Annotated in this window: 15 protein-coding genes; 13 read left to right on the forward strand and 2 right to left on the reverse strand. The window is 68.2% G+C overall.

Annotated elements, in window-relative coordinates; translation table 11 throughout:
- Positions 1 to 464, reverse strand: a 464-nt coding sequence (locus EVU97_RS14975; protein ID WP_165357925.1) for a DUF3515 domain-containing protein, incomplete at its 3' end; no start/stop codon positions are given.
- Positions 465 to 546: 82 nt separating this feature from the next.
- Here EVU97_RS14975 and thiL point away from each other — a divergent pair.
- The 3 genes from thiL (at position 547) to EVU97_RS08910 (ending at position 3,704) form a co-directional block, all read left to right on the forward strand.
- A complete protein-coding gene (gene thiL, locus EVU97_RS08900) occupies positions 547 to 1,542 on the forward strand; it encodes a thiamine-phosphate kinase (RefSeq protein ID WP_165357926.1) in 996 nt (331 codons plus the stop codon).
- 138 nt (positions 1,543 to 1,680) lie between these two features.
- Positions 1,681 to 3,360, forward strand: a complete 1,680-nt coding sequence (locus EVU97_RS08905) for a sodium:solute symporter family protein (protein WP_047311957.1) — start codon at positions 1,681 to 1,683, stop codon at positions 3,358 to 3,360.
- 11 nt (positions 3,361 to 3,371) lie between these two features.
- The gene (locus EVU97_RS08910; protein ID WP_165357927.1) at positions 3,372 to 3,704 is read left to right on the forward strand and encodes a hypothetical protein; all 333 of its coding nucleotides are present in this window, start codon (positions 3,372 to 3,374) and stop codon (positions 3,702 to 3,704) included.
- A gap of 177 nt (positions 3,705 to 3,881) precedes the next feature.
- Here the strand turns inward: EVU97_RS08910 and rpmB are convergent, their stop codons facing one another.
- A complete protein-coding gene (gene rpmB / locus EVU97_RS08915; protein ID WP_047311958.1) occupies positions 3,882 to 4,076 on the reverse strand; it encodes a 50S ribosomal protein L28 in 195 nt (64 codons plus the stop codon).
- Between the two features lie 296 nt (positions 4,077 to 4,372).
- Between rpmB and EVU97_RS08920 the strand changes: the two genes are divergently transcribed.
- The 10 genes from EVU97_RS08920 to smc all read left to right on the forward strand — a co-directional run bounded on the left by EVU97_RS08920 (position 4,373) and on the right by smc (position 16,658).
- Positions 4,373 to 5,818: a DAK2 domain-containing protein gene (locus EVU97_RS08920; protein ID WP_129665183.1), complete on the forward strand. Its 1,446-nt coding sequence runs from the start codon at positions 4,373 to 4,375 to the stop codon at positions 5,816 to 5,818.
- The gene (locus EVU97_RS08925) at positions 5,811 to 7,991 is read left to right on the forward strand and encodes an ATP-dependent DNA helicase RecG (protein ID WP_129665185.1); all 2,181 of its coding nucleotides are present in this window, start codon (positions 5,811 to 5,813) and stop codon (positions 7,989 to 7,991) included. The genes EVU97_RS08920 and EVU97_RS08925 overlap by 8 nt, the downstream gene beginning before the upstream one ends.
- Positions 7,991 to 8,629, forward strand: a complete 639-nt coding sequence (rsmD, locus tag EVU97_RS08930; protein ID WP_129665187.1) for a 16S rRNA (guanine(966)-N(2))-methyltransferase RsmD — start codon at positions 7,991 to 7,993, stop codon at positions 8,627 to 8,629. The genes EVU97_RS08925 and rsmD overlap by 1 nt, the downstream gene beginning before the upstream one ends.
- Complete coding sequence (gene coaD, locus EVU97_RS08935) at positions 8,629 to 9,114, forward strand: pantetheine-phosphate adenylyltransferase (protein ID WP_047311961.1); 486 nt, start codon at positions 8,629 to 8,631, stop codon at positions 9,112 to 9,114. The genes rsmD and coaD overlap by 1 nt, the downstream gene beginning before the upstream one ends.
- Before the next feature lie 114 nt (positions 9,115 to 9,228).
- Positions 9,229 to 9,810 (forward strand): DUF177 domain-containing protein, encoded by a 582-nt coding sequence (locus EVU97_RS08940; RefSeq protein ID WP_129665468.1) that lies wholly within the window; start codon positions 9,229 to 9,231, stop codon positions 9,808 to 9,810.
- Position 9,811: 1 nt separating this feature from the next.
- Positions 9,812 to 10,006 (forward strand): 50S ribosomal protein L32, encoded by a 195-nt coding sequence (rpmF, locus tag EVU97_RS08945; protein ID WP_047311963.1) that lies wholly within the window; start codon positions 9,812 to 9,814, stop codon positions 10,004 to 10,006.
- A 20-nt stretch (positions 10,007 to 10,026) separates the two neighbouring features.
- Entirely contained in the window at positions 10,027 to 10,839 is an 813-nt protein-coding gene (rnc, locus tag EVU97_RS08950; protein WP_047311964.1) for a ribonuclease III, read from the forward strand.
- Positions 10,832 to 11,704: a bifunctional DNA-formamidopyrimidine glycosylase/DNA-(apurinic or apyrimidinic site) lyase gene (gene mutM / locus EVU97_RS08955; protein ID WP_129665189.1), complete on the forward strand. Its 873-nt coding sequence runs from the start codon at positions 10,832 to 10,834 to the stop codon at positions 11,702 to 11,704. The genes rnc and mutM overlap by 8 nt, the downstream gene beginning before the upstream one ends.
- A 634-nt stretch (positions 11,705 to 12,338) precedes the next feature.
- Complete coding sequence (gene map, locus EVU97_RS08960; RefSeq protein WP_129665191.1) at positions 12,339 to 13,106, forward strand: type I methionyl aminopeptidase; 768 nt, start codon at positions 12,339 to 12,341, stop codon at positions 13,104 to 13,106.
- Positions 13,107 to 13,115: 9 nt separating this feature from the next.
- Positions 13,116 to 16,658 (forward strand): chromosome segregation protein SMC, encoded by a 3,543-nt coding sequence (gene smc / locus EVU97_RS08965; protein WP_129665193.1) that lies wholly within the window; start codon positions 13,116 to 13,118, stop codon positions 16,656 to 16,658.
- Positions 16,659 to 16,757: the final 99 nt, after the last annotated feature.

Below are 16,757 nucleotides of genomic sequence, written 5' to 3' on the forward strand. Positions count from 1 at the left end.
GAGCAGCGCCGCTCGCCCTGGGCGATCTTCTTCGCTGCGGGCGCGAAAGCCGCGAGCGTGGAGGCATCGGCCTTCGACTCCTTCGGCACGAGCACCTCGATGGCCGGTTCTCGGCCGTAGGTGGTGTAGCGACGCCCGTCCGACAGGTCGGACTGCACCCAGTCGACGCCGTTCGCCTCGAAGCACGTCTCCGTGGTGGGTCCGGGAGGGGTGAGGCCACAGCGCGCGATGACGGACGACTCGGGCCGTTCGCCCCAGGCGCGCACCGCGTCGGACGGCGTGGTGACGGGGTACGGCTCGAAACCGGCCACCTTCGCCGGCCAGGCGCTCGAGGCCGCCTTGCACTGCGGGGTGTCCGCGCGATCCGCGGGCTTGGCCTCCACCGGAGGTAGCGAGCACGCGGCGAGCGCCCACACGGCTGACGAACCGGCGACGAAGAGGCTGAGGGAACGGAGCGTCGTCATGGTGGACAACGCTACCGGCGGTGGCTGCGCGCTGCCTGATGCGGCGCGGATGCGGTCTGTTCCGGCCTGCTTGAATGGGGCCGTGACGAACGTGTGGACGCCGAGAGTGGGCGGCGACGCCTCGACCGTCGACGACGTCGGTGAATTGGGCGTGCTGAGGTCCGTCCTCGCCGTGGTCGAACCCGCGGCGGCCGATGTCGGGCCCGGTGACGACGCCGCCGTCCTCACAACGAGCACCGGCCGCACCGTCGTCACGACGGATTCCATGGTGCTCGGCCTCGACTGGCGTGACGACTGGTCGTCGCCCCAGGACGTCGGGGTCAAGGTCATCGCGCAGAACCTCGCCGACGTCGTTGCGATGGGCGCGCGTCCGACCGGCGTCGTCGTCGCATTGGCCGCTGAGGGGGCCACTCGAGTCGACTGGCTCGTCGACCTCACGCGCGGTATGGCCGACGAACTGCGGCGTGCCGGGGTCGGTTCGTTCGGCGGCGACCTCTCGGGAGCGCCCGACGGCACGGTCGCCATCGCGGTCACGGCCCTCGGTGATCTGCCCGCGGGGCGCGAGCCGCTGCTGCGTGCCAACGCGCGAGTGGGGGAGTCGATCATCGTTTCCGACGTCCTCGGGCGAAGTCACGCCGGTCTGCTCGTATTGCTCGGCGAAGCCGCGCCCTCGGAAGGAGCCGGTACAGCGACTCAGGAATGCGTGGGGTGGCATCGTGCCCCGCGCCCGCGATACGCGGGTGACGAGGCTGCTGCTGCGGGGGTGCGCTGCGCGATGGACGTTTCCGACGGCCTGATGCTCGACGCCGCACGGATCGCGCGGGCGTCGAGCGTGCGCCTCGACTTCGACGGCGAAGCGCTCCGTGCGATGGCGCGCCCCCTCGAACCGGTGGTGGGGGATCGGGCACTCGAGTGTGTGCTCTCCGGCGGTGAGGAACACGCCCTGCTCGCGACAAGCCCGGAGGGGCGCGTTCCGGCGGGATGGCACGTCGTCGGCCGTGTCGAGGACGGCCGGGGCGTCACGCTCGACGGCGAGCCGGCGCAGGCGGAGGGCTGGACGCACTTCGGCGCTCGCTGACGAGCGAACCGCTCCGATTGTTGCGAACGTATTGCAATCCTCTGTGATGAGCCCGTCTGCATGGCTCTGAAGGGGGCCGTGGGGCTACCGTCAGGCGGTCAAACAGAATCTTCAGACCGGGAGCCAGCCTTGCTGCCTATGGATACCTCCGCACTGCGTCTCGACGCAGGGCCGGTCGACTACGTGCTCATCGCGTTGTACTTCGTCTTCGTTCTCGGCATCGGCCTGTTGGCCCGCCGTCAGGTGAGTTCGAGCATCGACTTCTTCATGTCCGGCCGATCGTTGCCCGCCTGGGTCACCGGCCTCGCCTTCATCTCGGCCAACCTCGGTGCCGTCGAGATCATGGGTATGTCCGCGTCCGGTGCCCAGATGGGTATGCCGACGTTCCACTACTACTGGATCGGCGCGATCCCGGCCATGCTGTTCCTGGCCATCGTGATGATGCCGTTCTACTACGGCTCGGGCGTGCGCTCGGTGCCGGAGTTCATGAAGCGCCGCTTCGGTACGGGCGCCCACCTCGTCAACGCGATCTCGTTCGCGCTCGCGCAGGTGCTCATCGCCGGTGTGAACCTCTACCTGCTGGCGAAGATCGTCAACATGCTGCTCGGCTGGGACATGACCGTCTCGACGATCGTCGCCGCCGTCATCGTCCTCAGCTACATCACCCTCGGTGGCCTCTCCGCTGCCATCTACAACGAGGTGCTGCAGTTCTTCGTCATCGTCGCCGCACTGCTGCCGCTGACGCTCGCCGCCCTGCACAAGGTCGGCGGCTGGGGCGGCCTGCAGGACAAGATGCAGGCCGCAGGTACCGATGGTGAACTCGCCTCGTGGCCGGGTAACTCCCTGACCGGCTTCACGAGCTCGGTCTGGTCCGTCATCGGCATCGTGTTCGGTCTCGGCTTCGTGCTCTCCTTCGGTTACTGGACGACGAACTTCGTCGAGGTTCAGCGCGTCATGGCCTCCAAGGACATGAACTCGGCTCGCCGTGCTCCGATCATCGGCACCTTCCCGAAGATGTTCATCCCGTTCATCATCATCATCCCCGGCATCATCGCCGGTGTGCTCGTGCCGGAGATCGCCAAGGCCAAGGCCTCGGGTGGCAGCGCCGACTACAACAACGCGCTGCTGTACCTCATGAGTGACCTGCTGCCGAACGGTCTGTTGGGCGTGGCCATCGCCGGTATGCTCGCCGCCTTCATGGCAGGTATGGCCGCCAACATCTCGGCGTTCAACACGGTCTTCAGCTACGACATCTGGCAGGAGTACGTCGTCAAGGAGCGTGACGACGCGTACTACATCCGCATCGGCCGCATCATGACGGTCGTCGCCACGGTGGTCGCGATCTTCACCTCGTTCCTCGCCGCCAGCTACGAGAACGCGATGAGCTACCTGCAGACGCTCTTCGGCTTCTTCAACGCGCCGCTGTTCGCCACGTTCATCCTCGGTATGTTCTGGAAGCGCATGACGGCCACGGCCGGTTGGGCCGGTCTCGTCTCCGGTACCGTCGGCGCGGTCATCGTCGCGGTGCTCTCCGAGGACGCTCTCGGCGGGCTGTCCGTCGGCGTCATCCCGATCGGTGGCCAGGGCGCCTCGTTCGTGGCTGCCGGTACGGCGTTCGTCGTCGACGTCCTCGTCAGCTACGTCGTGAGCCTCGCGACGCAGCCGAAGCCGGCGGAGTCGCTGCGCGGCCTCGTCTACAGCGAGACGCCGAAGGAGGACTTCGAGGAGGACACCACCACGAGCTGGTGGCAGTCGCCGACGAAGCTCGCCGGAATCTCGCTGGCCCTCGTCATCCTGCTCAACATCGTCTTCCACTGAGGGGTTGAACCATGAGTACTCCCACGAACGACAAGGCCGGAGCAGGCACCGCGAAGGCGGCCAACTCCGCGCGTCACCGCGCGGGCCTGTTCGACATCCGCAACATCATCGGTGCCCTCATGGGCATCTACGGCGTCATCCTCGTCGGGATGAGCTTCACGACGAGCGAGGCCGACCGGGCCAAGGCCGACGGCGCGAACCTCAACCTGTGGACCGGCGTCGGTCTGCTCGTCCTGGCGGCAGCGCTCATCGGCTGGGCAGTCACTCGCCCGATCGTCGTCGATGAGCGTGAGCTCGCCGAGGACAAGGCCGCCGCGGAGCACGAGCAGCCCGGCGCCCACTGAGGTACTGACTGCGAACGACTGAGCCGGGCGTCCCCCTGAAGGGGGCGCCCGGCTCACGCGTACCCACCGATGGTGAGCGGTTACCGCGGGAGGGATGCCGCGTTTTCACGGCAACATCGTGAAGGCGGGCAACAAAAAACCCGGCCGGAGCCGGGTTTCTTGACGCAAGTGCTGAGATCAGCGCTTGACCTTACCTGCCTTGAGGCAGGAGGTGCAGACGTTGAGACGCTTCGGGGTCACGCCAGCCTCGCCGACCATCGCGCGAACGCGCTGGATGTTCGGGTTCCAACGACGCTTGGTGCGGCGGTTGGAGTGCGAGATGTTGTGACCGAAGCCCGGTCCCTTGCCGCAGACGTCGCAGGTGGCAGCCACGGTTTCTCCTGAAGTCGATGAACGTTCTTGGGTTTCGCCCCGGCAGGCACGTCAGGACGACGGGCGACACGGAGGCAACCTGGGAAGCATAGCCGAGGCCCACCGGGCGGAGCAAAACGAGGCGAGTGGGTCCCTTCGGGCGCACGCGCGGGGCGTCAGCCGTCAGGTGGGCAGCGATTCACCCACGATTCCATTGTCGGTGCCTTGTGCCAGAGTAGGGGCGAACGAGCGGTTCGTGGGTGCCTCAGCCCACGCGTCGCCCGTGAGTCACGGATGAGCGAGGACGGAGGAGCGCCATGACGACGACGCTCACGTTGGCCTCCCTCGCCCGCGTCCTCGTCGCGGCCCGAGCAGAGCTTGCCGCGTCGGAGACGATCCTCAACTCCCTCAACGTCTACCCGGTGCCCGACGGCGACACGGGCACGAACATGCGCGCCACCCTCGAGGCCGGCCTTCGCGCAGTCGAAGAACTCGATCCGGGTGCGCGCACCGCTCGCTCCGACCTGCGCCAGGTGCTCGGTGCCATCACGCGTGAGGCTCAGGGCAACTCGGGGGTCATCCTCTCGGAGTACGTGCGGGGGTTCGTCGGAGCGCTCGGAGCGTTGCCCGTCGACCCCGACGGCGTGGACGAGGCCGTTGCCCTCGGGCTGGACGGCGACGCTCTCGCGCGGGCCCTGCACTCCGGCGCATCCTCGGCGAGAGGAGCCGTCGACAACCCCGTCGAGGGAACCATGCTCAGCGTCGCCGAAGCGGCGGCCGTCGCGGCGAGCCACGCTCGTTCCGAGGCCGTGCACTCCGGCGAGACGCCCCAGGTCGACGACGTGGCGCAGGCGGCGTTCGACGGCGCGAAGCTCGCCCTGTCCCGATCTCCGCAACAACTCGCCGTCCTCGCCGAGGCGGGGGTCGTCGACGCCGGCGGAGCCGGCCTCGCCATCGTGCTCGAGTGCCTCAGCCGTGTTGCGAGCGGACGCCACGGGCTTCCTCGTGCCAGCGAACGCTCCTGGCTGCCCCGCGCCGAGGCGCGAAGCGTCCGTTCGGAGGGCGGCTGTCAGGTGACGAGCGACGGTCCGGCCTTCGAAGTCATGGGCGTGATCGAGGGGCTCACTGACGAGGTGGCTGCCTCGTTGCGCTCGCGCCTCACCGAGGTCGGTGACAGCGTCGTCGTCGCCGGTGGAGACGGTATCCACCGCCTCCACGTGCACACCGACCTTCCGCTCGTCGCGGTCTCCCATGCCCGTGACGCGGGGTCCGTGGACAACATCGCGGTCACGCGCTTCGCCGGCGGCCTCGACACAGTCAGCGACGTCGTCGTCGTTGCCCAGGACGAGGCCGTGCAGCGCTATGCGCACAGCCTCGGGGCCGCCGTCAGCGAGCGCATCGCCGAACCGGACAACGGGTCGACTCTCGTCCTCGCCGACCGGGGAACTCCCGGTGACGGAGCCCGCAGTCACAGTCTCGTCACACTGCTCGCGGGCCTTGACGCCGTTGCCACGGGCTTCGATGCCGATGAGGAGATCGAGGTACTGCAGGCGGGCACGTGGCGTGCCGCGCGAGATCTTGTGCGCAGCCATTTCGAGGGAGCCGAGGTCGTCACCGCCTGCATCGCGCCGGACGCCGAACCGGCCGCGGCAGAGCAGTTCGTCACCTTCCTCGAAACCGAGGCCGAACGCGTCGGAGCGGAGCTCGACCTCCTGCGTCTGCGATCGGGCTTCCTCGTCCAACTCGGAGTGATCCATGAGTGAGGTAACGCTCGAGACACCGCTCGTCAAGGTGCTCGGCACGAGCGCGAAGAAACTCGCGAAGGCGCGCAACCTCGAGACGGTCGGCGACCTCCTTCACTACTTCCCGCGCCGCTACATCGACGCCCACGCCGGCAGCAGCTTCTCGGAGTTCGAACTCGGCGAGCACGTCGTTCTCACCGCCGAGGTGGCGGAGATGACGCAGCGGCGCATGAAGAACCGGCGCGGTTCCATGGCCAACGCCGTCATCGTCGACGACGCGGGCCAGCGCGCGCTCGTCACGTTCTTCAGTGCGCACCCGCACTACGGCATTCTTCGGCCGGGTAAGAGAGCCCTCTTCAGCGGTCAGCTGGGGCTCTACGGAAAGCAATTGCAGCTCACCCACCCGCAGTACTCGCTCATGGACGACGCTGACATGAGCATCTACGAGAACGGCCTCGTGCCGGTCTACAAACAGGTCGAGAAGATCACGAACCTCAGTCTGACGCTGTCGATCAAGCAGGTGCTCGACGCGGTCGGCACCTTGCCCGACCCGCTCGACGACGACCTGCGTGAGCGCATGGGAGTGCCCGATTTCACGCGTGCCATGCGCGCCGCGCACCTGCCGCGCACCATGGCGGACGTGGGCGCGGCGAAGAAGCGTTTACGCTTCGACGAGGCGTTCATCACTCAACTCGTGCTCGCGCAGCGCCGGGCCAAGGCTCGCTCGGTACCCGCGACGCCTCGCGTCCCGCGCCCGGACGGTCTGCTCGCGCGCTTCGACCGCGCTCTCCCGTTCGAGCTGACGTCGGGGCAGGTCGAGGTCGGTGCCGCCATCGCAGACGACCTCGCGCGTGAGGTGCCCATGCACCGACTGCTCCAGGGTGAGGTCGGCTCGGGTAAGACGATCGTGGCGCTGCGGGCGATGCTCGCCGTCGTCGACTCCGGCGCACAGGCAGCCCTCCTCGCGCCCACGGAGGTGCTCGCGGCGCAACACGCCACGTCGATGCGCGCCATGCTGGGCGACCTCGCGCAACGCGGGCAACTCGGCGGGGACGCCGACGGCACGCGCGTCACGCTCCTCACGGGATCGATGTCGACCTCGGCGCGCTCGCAGGCACTGCTCGACATCGTCTCCGGCGAGGCCGGCATCGTAATCGGAACCCATGCCCTGCTGCAGAAGCACGTAGATTTTGCCGATCTCGGGCTCGTGGTGGTGGACGAGCAGCATCGTTTCGGAGTCGAGCAGCGTTCCGCGCTGAACTCGAAGGCAGCCACGCCGCCGCACGTGCTCGTCATGACGGCCACGCCGATACCCCGCACCGTGGCGATGACGGCGTTCGGCGACCTCGACGTCTCTACCCTGCGGCAACTGCCGCGGGGGAGGGCACCCATCGTCAGCCACGTCGTGCAGGCGCAGAACCCGGCATGGATGAACCGCGTGTGGGAGCGCATCGCCGAGGAGTGCCGCGCAGGCCGACAGGTCTACGTCGTCGCCGGTCGGATCGGTGACGCGCAGGACGGCTCCGGGGCAATGCTCGTCGACCCGGGCACGCCTGCCGATGACGGTGAGGCGCTACGTCCGGTCGGTGTCGTGGAGCTCATCGAGCAGATGCGTCACCTGCCGGCACTCGGAGGCGTCTCGATCGATCTCATGCACGGCCGGTTGCCGGCCGACGAGAAGGACACCGTCATGCGGCGATTCGCCGGGGGAGAGGTCGACGTTCTCGTGGCCACCACCGTCATCGAGGTGGGGGTCGACGTGCCCAACGCCTCGATGATCGTCATAGTCGACGCCGATCGCTTCGGCCTGTCCCAGCTGCACCAGCTTCGCGGCCGCGTGGGCCGAGGGGAGCACGGCGGTCTGTGCCTGCTCGTCACACGCTCCGAGTCCCCGGAGGCCCTCGAACGCCTCGGCCGCGTCGCGGGGACGACCGACGGATTCGCCATCGCCGACCTGGATCTAGAATTACGACGAGAGGGTGACGTGCTCGGCGCCGCGCAGAGTGGTCGCCGTACGTCCCTCGACTGGTTGGAACTGACAAAGGCGTCAGATCTCGAGGTCATCGCCAAGGCCCGCGACGAAGCCGTAGCGCTCGTCGAACAAGACCCGACGATGGCCGATCACCCCCTGCTGGCCCAGGCTGCGCGCGAGCGTGTCGACGACCAACAGGCCGAGTTCCTGGAGAGAGGCTAATGACGCGCATCATCGCCGGAAAAGCAGGCGGCAGGCGGCTCGACACGCCAGCGGGCGTGGGCACGAGGCCCACCGCGGATCGTGTGCGTGAAGCACTCTTCTCACGACTTGAGCACCTCGGCGCCATGCTCGGAGCCGACGTCCTCGACCTCTACGCAGGATCGGGCGCCCTCGGACTCGAGGCCTTCAGTCGTGGTGCCGCGTCCGTCACCTTCGTCGAGGCCAACCGCAGCGTCGCCACCGTCATCCGCACCAACGTGCGCAACCTCGGTTTCTCGCCGGTACGCGTCGTGACGCAGGCCGTCGAGCGATTCCTCGACCAGCCCGCCACTGTGCAGGCCGCCCTGGTCCTCATGGACCCGCCGTACTCGGTCAGTGAGGAGCAGCTGCGTCAGGCCATCAACTCGCTCGTCGAGGGCGGCTGGCTCGCACCGCGCGCCCTGGTCGTCATCGAGCGTTCGTCGCGCTCGCCCGAACCCACGTGGCACGAGCGGCTCGCACCGTGGGAGCCGCGCGTCTACGGCGAGACGACGATGTGGTTCGCCGAGTTCAGCGAAGGCCCTGACCCTGACGACGTCGACGCCGTCGTCGCCACGCTGGACGAAGTCGTTCCCGCGGCCGCGACCGAGGAGAAGTGATGACCCGCTGTGTCTGCCCCGGATCGTTCGATCCCTTGACCCTCGGCCACCTCGACGTTGTCGAGCGCAGCGCGCGCCTGTTCGACGAGGTCGTGGTTGCCGTCCTCTACAACCCGGACAAGCAGGGCACGTTCACGGCCGACGAACGCGTCGGCCTCATCGAGAAGTCGGTCGCGCACCTAGCCAACGTGCGCGCCGAGGCTTTCGCCGATGAACTGCTCGTCGAGGTCTGTGCGCGCCTCGAGGCGCCGATCGTCGTCAAGGGCCTGCGGGGTGAGACCGACTTCAGCTACGAGTTGCCGATGGCCACGATGAACCGTTCGCTCTCGGGGCTCGAGACGCTGTTCCTGCCGGGAAACCCCGGCATGGATCACCTGTCGAGCTCGCTCATCAAGCAGGTGGCCACGCTCGGGGGAGACATCTCCGGCATGGTTCCCGAGGCCGTTCACGGCCCGCTTCTCGAGCGACTCGGCGTCGCCGGCTGAGGTCGGCCGGACGATTTGGGTGGGCGTCACGCGCTGGCGTAGACTTGCACGTCGGCCCACGCCATCGCTGTGGCCGAAGCGATCGAAGACACGACTCACGAAGACGGCAGGGTAATGAACCAGGTTGATTCGCGCCGACCTCTGGTGATTGACACCAGGGAACTCGGTCGCCGACCCGGTAATTCTCTGCGTCTGCATCGTGATGTCGCGACTCCGGCCGACTTCGGCACCGACGTCATCGGCATCGAGGAAGGTCAGCCCATGGGGCTCGACCTGCGTCTCGAAGCCGTGATGGAGGGCGTCCTCATCGCCGGTGAGGTCGAAGCGACGGCGACCGGCGCCTGCGTGCGGTGCCTGGACGACGTCAGCATTCCTGTTGACGTTCACTTTCAGGAACTGTTCGCTTACGCCGAGCGTGCCGCGCACCACCGTGAGGTGGCCGGCGGCGATGACGAGGACGAACTGCCCGAGCTCGACGGCGACGACGCCGATATCGAGCCCGTGCTGAGGGATGCGGTAGTGCCTTCACTGCCGTTCCAACCGGTGTGTCGCGAGGACTGCCCCGGGTTGTGTGCCGAATGCGGCGCCCGGCTCGCGGACGATCCTGACCACCACCACGAAGCTATCGACCCCCGCTGGTCGGCACTGGCCAACCTGGCCGACGCCGATCCGGCACACGACGAGAAGAGGAACTGACGTGGCTGTCCCCAAGCGGAAGATGTCGCGCGCCAACACCCGCTCGCGCCGAGCCAACTGGAAGGCGACGCCGGTCGCTCTGCAGGCGTGCCCGTCGTGTGGCGCGAACAAGCAGGCGCACATGGCGTGCCCGTCGTGCGGCACGTACAACGGCCGTCACTACGGCGCCGCGGAGCGCACCGAGCACCAGGCCTGACCGGCCTCACTCGCCAGACCGTGGGCAAGAAAAGCTCGAAGCGGTCGGCGGCTGACGCTACGCAGCGGCCCGTCGGCGATCTGGCCCGAGAACTCAGTGAGATCTCGGGTACGGACGTCGATGAGCCGCTGCTTCGTCGTGCCCTGACCCATCGCTCGTTCGCGTACGAGAACGGCGGAATCCCGCACAACGAACGCCAGGAGTTCCTCGGCGACGCCGTGCTGGGTCTCGTCGTCACCGAGACGCTCTTCGGCGACCACCCCGACGCTCCCGAGGGGCAGTTGGCCAAGCAGCGGGCCGCCGTCGTCAATTCGCGGGCCCTCGCAGAGGTGGCGCGTGAGCTCGACCTCGGCGATTATCTGCTGCTCGGACGCGGTGAACTCGCCACGGGCGGCCGGACGAAGGACTCGATCCTCGCCGACACGACAGAGGCCGTCATCGGCACTGTGTTCCTGTGTGGCGGCATCGAGGCCGGACGGCGGATCGTGCATCACCTCATCGACCCGTTGATGTCACGGACGGCCAGCCTCGGCGCGGCGCTCGACTGGAAGACGTCGTTGCAGGAGGCCACTGCGGCCGCCGGCCTCGGCGCGCCCGCGTACGTCGTCGAGGGTGAAGGCCCCGATCACGACAAGGTGTTCACCGCGAAGGTCGTCGTCGACGAGCGGGTGCTCGGCATCGGCACCGGGCGGAACAAGAAGAGCGCAGAGATGCTCGCCGCCGAGAACGCATGGGTGAGCCTGCGCGAGGAGGCGGCGAAGAACTCCGGCGTCACGACGGCAGAGGCGGTAGCCGACGCCGAATCGGACGTCTCGCCGCGTTCCGATGCCTGAGCTCCCCGAAGTCGAAGTCGTACGTCGAGGCCTGGCCGACCAGGTGGTCGGCCAGGCCTTCGTCACGTCTCGGGTCACCGGAGCACGGGTCGCGCGCCGGCACGTGCCGGGCCCGGATCACCTGGCCGACGTCCTGCGCGGACGCCGTGTGGAGTCGGCCGAGCGGCGCGGCAAGTACCTGTGGCTGACGTTCGCGGGGGAGGGCGACGCCCTCGTCGTCCACCTCGGCATGAGTGGTCAGGTTCTCGTCGAGGCGGCGGATGCGCCGATGGAGAAGCACGCGCACGCCGTGTTCGACCTCGACGGCGACGCATCTGACGCTGCGCCGATGCAGATGCGTTTCGTCGACCAGCGAACCTTCGGTGGGCTCTATCTCGACGAGCTGACGGTGGCGCACGGACGTGAGGTGCCGAGCACAATCGCGCACATCGCACCAGATCCGCTCGAGGACGCCTTCGACGCCGAAGCGGTCGCGCGTCTCATGCGACGCAAGGACGTCGCCGTCAAGCGCATGCTTCTCGACCAGGGTGTGGTGAGCGGTATCGGCAACATCTATGCCGACGAAGCGCTGTGGCGCTCGGGCGTTCACGGCAGGCGGCTGGGCTCGAAGGTGACGAAACGTCAGATGGTCGACCTGTTGACGGCAGCGCAGGACGTCATGCGCGAAGCGCTCGCCCAAGGGGGCACGAGCTTCGATGCGCTGTACGTCAATGTGAACGGCGCGAGCGGCTACTTCGACCGCTCCCTCGACGCCTACGGCCAGCAGGGCAAGCCGTGCCGGCGGTGCGGAACGCTCATCGTGCGCGAGCAGTTCATGAACCGCTCGTCACACTTCTGCCCGACCTGTCAGAAGCCGCCCCGCTGATCCCCCGTGGACGCGAGGTGAAGCGGTCTGCCTCGACGGAGGGGCAGGGGTCAGTGAGCCGCTCGTGAACGGAACCAGCAGCACGCGTGCTTGCGCCGGAAACGTCCCGCCCGAGCGTCGTTGCGGGGGACGTGGAGAGTTCGGGCCGCTCGGGGAAGGACACAGACGGCGCCTCGCCGCGTGAAGGCCCCAACTCGTGGCGAGCAACGCGGCGGCCACCGACGTTGATGCTGCGAGAGCGAGGAATGTGACGAGGAGCGATTCTGCATGCTTGGGGTGCCAGCCGGGGATGACCGAGCGCCCGAATGCGGCCTCAAGGGCACGGTGAATGCCGACAATCACGAGGATGGGGCCGGCGAGAACGAGTGTGAGCGCGAGCATCGTCGATCCGATGCAGTGGAGCCCACACGAAACTTGCCGCAGCGCGCCGCTGAGCAGCAGGCGGGGCCGCAACGAGTCATTATTGGGCATGTGTCCAATCACGGATTGGATTGTGGCGCAAGCCACCTCATTATGGCCAGCACCTTGGATTTGACCGGAGGAGGAGTCGTTTTCCGTCGACTTGGTCGCGTTCTCGTCCTGACAACGTCTGCCGGTGGCGGAGGCTGTCGTCGCTCTCCACTACCGTTGGATCGTGATCGAACTGCGAACGCCCCGTGAACTCGACGAGATGAAGCCTGCCGGTCGGCTCGTCGCCTCCGTCCTCACCGCTCTGCGTGAGGCCGCGGACGTGGGCGTCAATCTGCTCGAGCTCGACGCGCTCGCTCACCGCATGATCAAGGATGCCGGAGCCGAGTCGTGCTACATCGACTATCACCCGAGTTTCGGCGCGAGCCCCTTCGGCAAGGTGTTGTGCACGAGCGTCAACGACGCGGTTCTTCACGGCCTGCCGCACGACTACACCCTCGCCGACGGCGACCTCCTTTCGGTCGACTTCGCAGCCTCGTTGGACGGCTGGGTGAGTGATTCCGCGCTCTCGGTCGTTGTGGGCACGCCGCGCGACGAAGATCTGCGTCTCATCGAGACGACCGAGCGCGCCCTTGCCGCCGGCATCGAACAGGCCCGCCCCGGCGGCAAGCTCGGTGACATCTCGGCTGCCATTGCGGACGTGTGTCACGGTGCGGGATACAGCGTCAACACGCAGTTCGGTGGCCACGGCGTCGGCCGCACCATGCACGGCGAGCCGCATGTGCCCAACGACGGGCGCGCGGGGCGTGGGCTCAAGCTGCGAGAGGGTCTCGTCATCGCCATTGAGCCGTGGCTCATGGCCGGCACTGATCAACTCGTTCAGGATGCCGACGGCTGGACGTTGCGCAGCGTCGACGGCTCCCGCGGCGCTCACAGCGAGCACACCGTCGCCGTGACGGGCGATGGCCCGCTCGTGCTCACGGCTCGTTCGTGAGGTAGCCGCTTGTACGTCAAGTCGTTGACCCTGCGCGGGTTCAAGTCGTTCGCCTCGGCAACCGACCTCGTCCTCGAGCCGGGCATCACCTGCATCGTCGGCCCGAACGGATCGGGCAAGAGCAACGTCGTCGACGCTCTCGCCTGGGTCATGGGCGAGGGAAGTGCGCGCAGCTTGCGCGGCGGCAAGATGGACGACGTCATCTTCGCGGGAACCTCCGGGCGTCAGCCGCTCGGGCGTGCCCAGGTGACGATGACGATCGACAACTCCGACGGCGCGTTGCCCATCGACTACACCGAGGTGACGATCAGCCGCACGATGTTCCGTGGCGGCGGCTCGGAGTACGCGATCAACCGCACGCCTTGCCGGCTCCTCGACATCCAGGAGCTCCTCTCGGATTCGGGTATCGGCCGCGAGATGCACGTCATCGTCGGCCAGGGCCAGCTCGACGCCGTCCTGCGAGCCACACCGGAGGAGCGCCGCGGCTTCATCGAGGAGGCTGCCGGCGTCCTCAAGCACCGCCGCCGCAAGGAGAAGGCGCTGCGCAAGCTCGAGGGGATGGAGGGAAACCTCACCCGCGTCGCCGATCTGACGGCCGAGGTGCGTCGTCAACTCGGGCCGCTCGGACGACAAGCGGAGACGGCGCGTCGGGCACGGTCTATCCAGATGACGGTGCGCGACGCTCGCCTTCGCCTCTTGGCGGACGATCTCGTCCAGCAGCGTGCGGGTCTCGAGGCCGACCTCGCCGACGAGAAGGCACTCGTCGAACGTCGCACGCGTCTCGAGGCTTCCGTGGCCGAGGCGAAACGCGCTGTCTCCGAACTCGAGGACGACGCTGCCCGCAAGGCTCCCGCACTCTACGCGCTCCAGCAGCAGTGGTACTCCCTCACCTCCCTTGCGGAGAAGCTCGATGCGACCGCCCGTTTGGCGAGCGAGCGCGTACGCCTCATGGCGGCCGACGACGAACCGTCGCACTCGGGTCGCGACCCCGAGCAGCTGCGACGGCAGGCCGAGCGTGTGCGAGGGGAGGAGCTCGAACTCCAGGTTCAGGCCGACGAAGCGCAGAAGGCCGTCGACGAGGCAGTCCGCTCCCGCGAGGAAGCCGAGCGGGCCCACCAGGGGGAGCAGCAGCGGATCGTGCGCCTCGCGCGCGCAGCCGCCGACCGTCGAGAGGGCCTGGCCAAGCTTCACGGTCAAGTAGAGGCTCGACGTTCTCGCGTCGAGGCGGGTGAGGCCGAGATCGGTCGATTGCGCGGCACTCTGGGCGGATCGTCGGAGCGCGTCGACGAAGCTCGACGTGAGGTCGAAACTCTGCAGGCACGCCTCGCGGAGCTCGAGTCGGGCGAGGAGGCCGTCAACGCGGCGGCCGAGGAAGCCACGTCGCGACTGGCGGAGCTCGACGAGCGACGCCGCGAACTGCGCGACGCGCGCAACACCGCGTCGCAACGAAGTGGCGCCGCCTCAGCCCGTGCCGAGGCGCTCGAGATGTCCCTGGGTTCGGCCGGGGCGTCCCGTGAGAACCTCCCCGACGACGCCGCAGGCCTCGGCGGTGAACTCGTCGAAGCTCTTCAGGTCGAACCGGGCCACGAAGCGGCCGTCTCCGTCGCGCTCGGGTGGGCGGCCGAGTCGTTCGTCATCGCGTCGCACGAGGACGCCGCGCGTCTCCTCGGGCATCTGCGTGATCACGAGGGGGGTCGGGTCGGCCTCGTCGTCGCCGGAGCGAGCGCCCCCGACTCCGGCGCCTGGCCGGAACTGCCCGACGGCGCGGTCTGGGTACGTGACGTGGTGACCGTGCCGGACCACCTCGCGGCCGCCGTCGCCGTCCTCGTGGACAGGCTCGCGCTCGTCCCCGACACTGAGGCGGCACTTGCCGTTGTGGCGAGCGGCGCGCGTGCGGTCACTGCGGACGGCGACGTCTATGCACCGACCTTCGTGCGCGGAGGGGGGCGTCCGGGGCGTTCAGCGCTCGAACTGCGCGCTGCATTGGACGACGCGCGGCGTGACAGCCAGGCACAAGCAGAGCGCGAACGTGACCTCGCCACGGAACTGGACGAGATCGCCGGGCCGCTTCGTGAGGCACAAGCGGCCGCCGACGCGACGGCGGACCGGCTCTCCGAGAGCGACGCCGAGATCGACTCGACCGCGGAGCAGCTGGCGCGTCATCACCAGACGATCGCCGCAGCCGATCACGAGCGAGAGCGTATCCGTAGTTCCATCGAGCAGGCTCGCGTGGCGCTCGAAGCGAACCGCGGCGAACTCGAAGAACTCGAGTTACGGCTTGCTCACGCCCAGGAAGAGCCGAGCGACGAGGAACCGTCGGTGGCCGAACGAGACCGCCTGGCGGCGCTCGCAGCATCCGCCCGAACGGCGGAGACCGAACACCGGTTGACGCTGCGCACCCGCCAGGAACGGGCACGGGCGCTCTCGGGTCGGGCGGAGTCGCTCGAAGCGGCCGCACGATCTGAGCTCGCGGCGCGCGAGCGGGCCGAGGTGAGGCGACGCAGCCGCGAGGAATCTGCGCGCGTGGCACGGACGGTGAGCTCGCACGCCGAGTCGGCCTCGGCCGACGTCCGTCGCGCCCTCGAACGGCTCGTGCACTTGCGTGACGCCGAGGCGCAGGCCAAGGGAGAACGCGAGGCGCAACTCAAGGCCGCCCGCCAGCGGGCTCAGGAGCAGGCGGACGCCCTGCGGGAGGTCACCGACTCGGTGCACCGCGACGAGGTGGCCCGTGCGCAGCAGGGACTGCGCATCGAGGCGCTCGAAACGAGAGCTGGCGACGAACTCGGCATCGACCCGGACGTGCTCGTCGAGGAGTACGGGCCGCATCAGCTTGTCCCGCACCTCGAACCAGTCGCCGAGGGGGAGGAGACGCCGGAGCCGGTGCCCTTCGAGCGAAACGTGCAGGAGAAGCGACTCCAGCGGGCCGAGCGCGACCTCAAGCTGTTGGGGAAGGTCAACCCGCTCGCGCTCGAGGAGTACGCCGCGCTCGAGGAGCGCCACACCTTTCTCACCGAGCAGCTCGCCGACCTGCGCGGTTCGAAGAAGGACCTGATGTCCATCGTGGACGAGGTCGATGCACGCGTCGAGCAGGTCTTCACCGAAGCCTTCCACGACGTGGCCCGCGAGTTCGAAGGCGTCTTCTCGCGGCTGTTCCCGGGCGGCGAGGGGAGACTTGTCCTCACCGACCCGGACGACATGCTGACCACCGGCCTCGACGTCGAGGCCCGCCCGCCGGGCAAGAAGATCAAGCGCTTGTCGCTGCTGTCCGGTGGAGAGCGTTCGCTCGTGGCGGTGGCGTTGCTCGTGTCGATCTTCAAGGCGCGACCGAGCCCCTTCTACATCATGGACGAGGTCGAGGCCGCGCTCGATGACGCGAACCTCGGGCGACTCATCACCCTGTTCGAAGAGCTGCGCGACTCGAGCCAACTCATCGTCATCACGCACCAGAAGCGGACGATGGAGGTCGCGGACGCGCTCTACGGTGTGACGATGCGTGGCGACGGCGTGACGACCGTGGTCTCCCAGCGGCTGGGCGACGTCCGTGTTCCGTAGGAGAACGCGTGACAGCGCCTGAGCCGTCCGCGTGGCAACTGGCAATCGGTGAGTGCGCCGGTCACAATCGTGAGGCACCCCGCACACATGAGGAGACAC

The organism is Dermacoccus sp. 147Ba, assembly GCF_004151355.1.
Lineage (GTDB): Bacteria > Actinomycetota > Actinomycetes > Actinomycetales > Dermatophilaceae > Dermacoccus > Dermacoccus abyssi.

What these genes read in the sequence shown, in the direction of transcription:
- mutM (WP_129665189.1), top strand. Translation starts at nt 10,832, where the DNA reads ATGCCTGAGCTCCCCGAAGTCGAAGTCGTACGTCGAGGCCTGGCCGAC.
- EVU97_RS08905 (WP_047311957.1), top strand. Translation starts at nt 1,681, where the DNA reads ATGGATACCTCCGCACTGCGTCTCGACGCAGGGCCGGTCGACTACGTG.
- EVU97_RS08925 (WP_129665185.1), top strand. Translation starts at nt 5,811, where the DNA reads ATGAGTGAGGTAACGCTCGAGACACCGCTCGTCAAGGTGCTCGGCACG.
- EVU97_RS08920 (WP_129665183.1), top strand. Translation starts at nt 4,373, where the DNA reads ATGACGACGACGCTCACGTTGGCCTCCCTCGCCCGCGTCCTCGTCGCG.
- coaD (WP_047311961.1), top strand. Translation starts at nt 8,629, where the DNA reads ATGACCCGCTGTGTCTGCCCCGGATCGTTCGATCCCTTGACCCTCGGC.
- EVU97_RS08910 (WP_165357927.1), top strand. Translation starts at nt 3,372, where the DNA reads ATGAGTACTCCCACGAACGACAAGGCCGGAGCAGGCACCGCGAAGGCG.
- EVU97_RS08940 (WP_129665468.1), top strand. Translation starts at nt 9,229, where the DNA reads ATGAACCAGGTTGATTCGCGCCGACCTCTGGTGATTGACACCAGGGAA.
- rsmD (WP_129665187.1), top strand. Translation starts at nt 7,991, where the DNA reads ATGACGCGCATCATCGCCGGAAAAGCAGGCGGCAGGCGGCTCGACACG.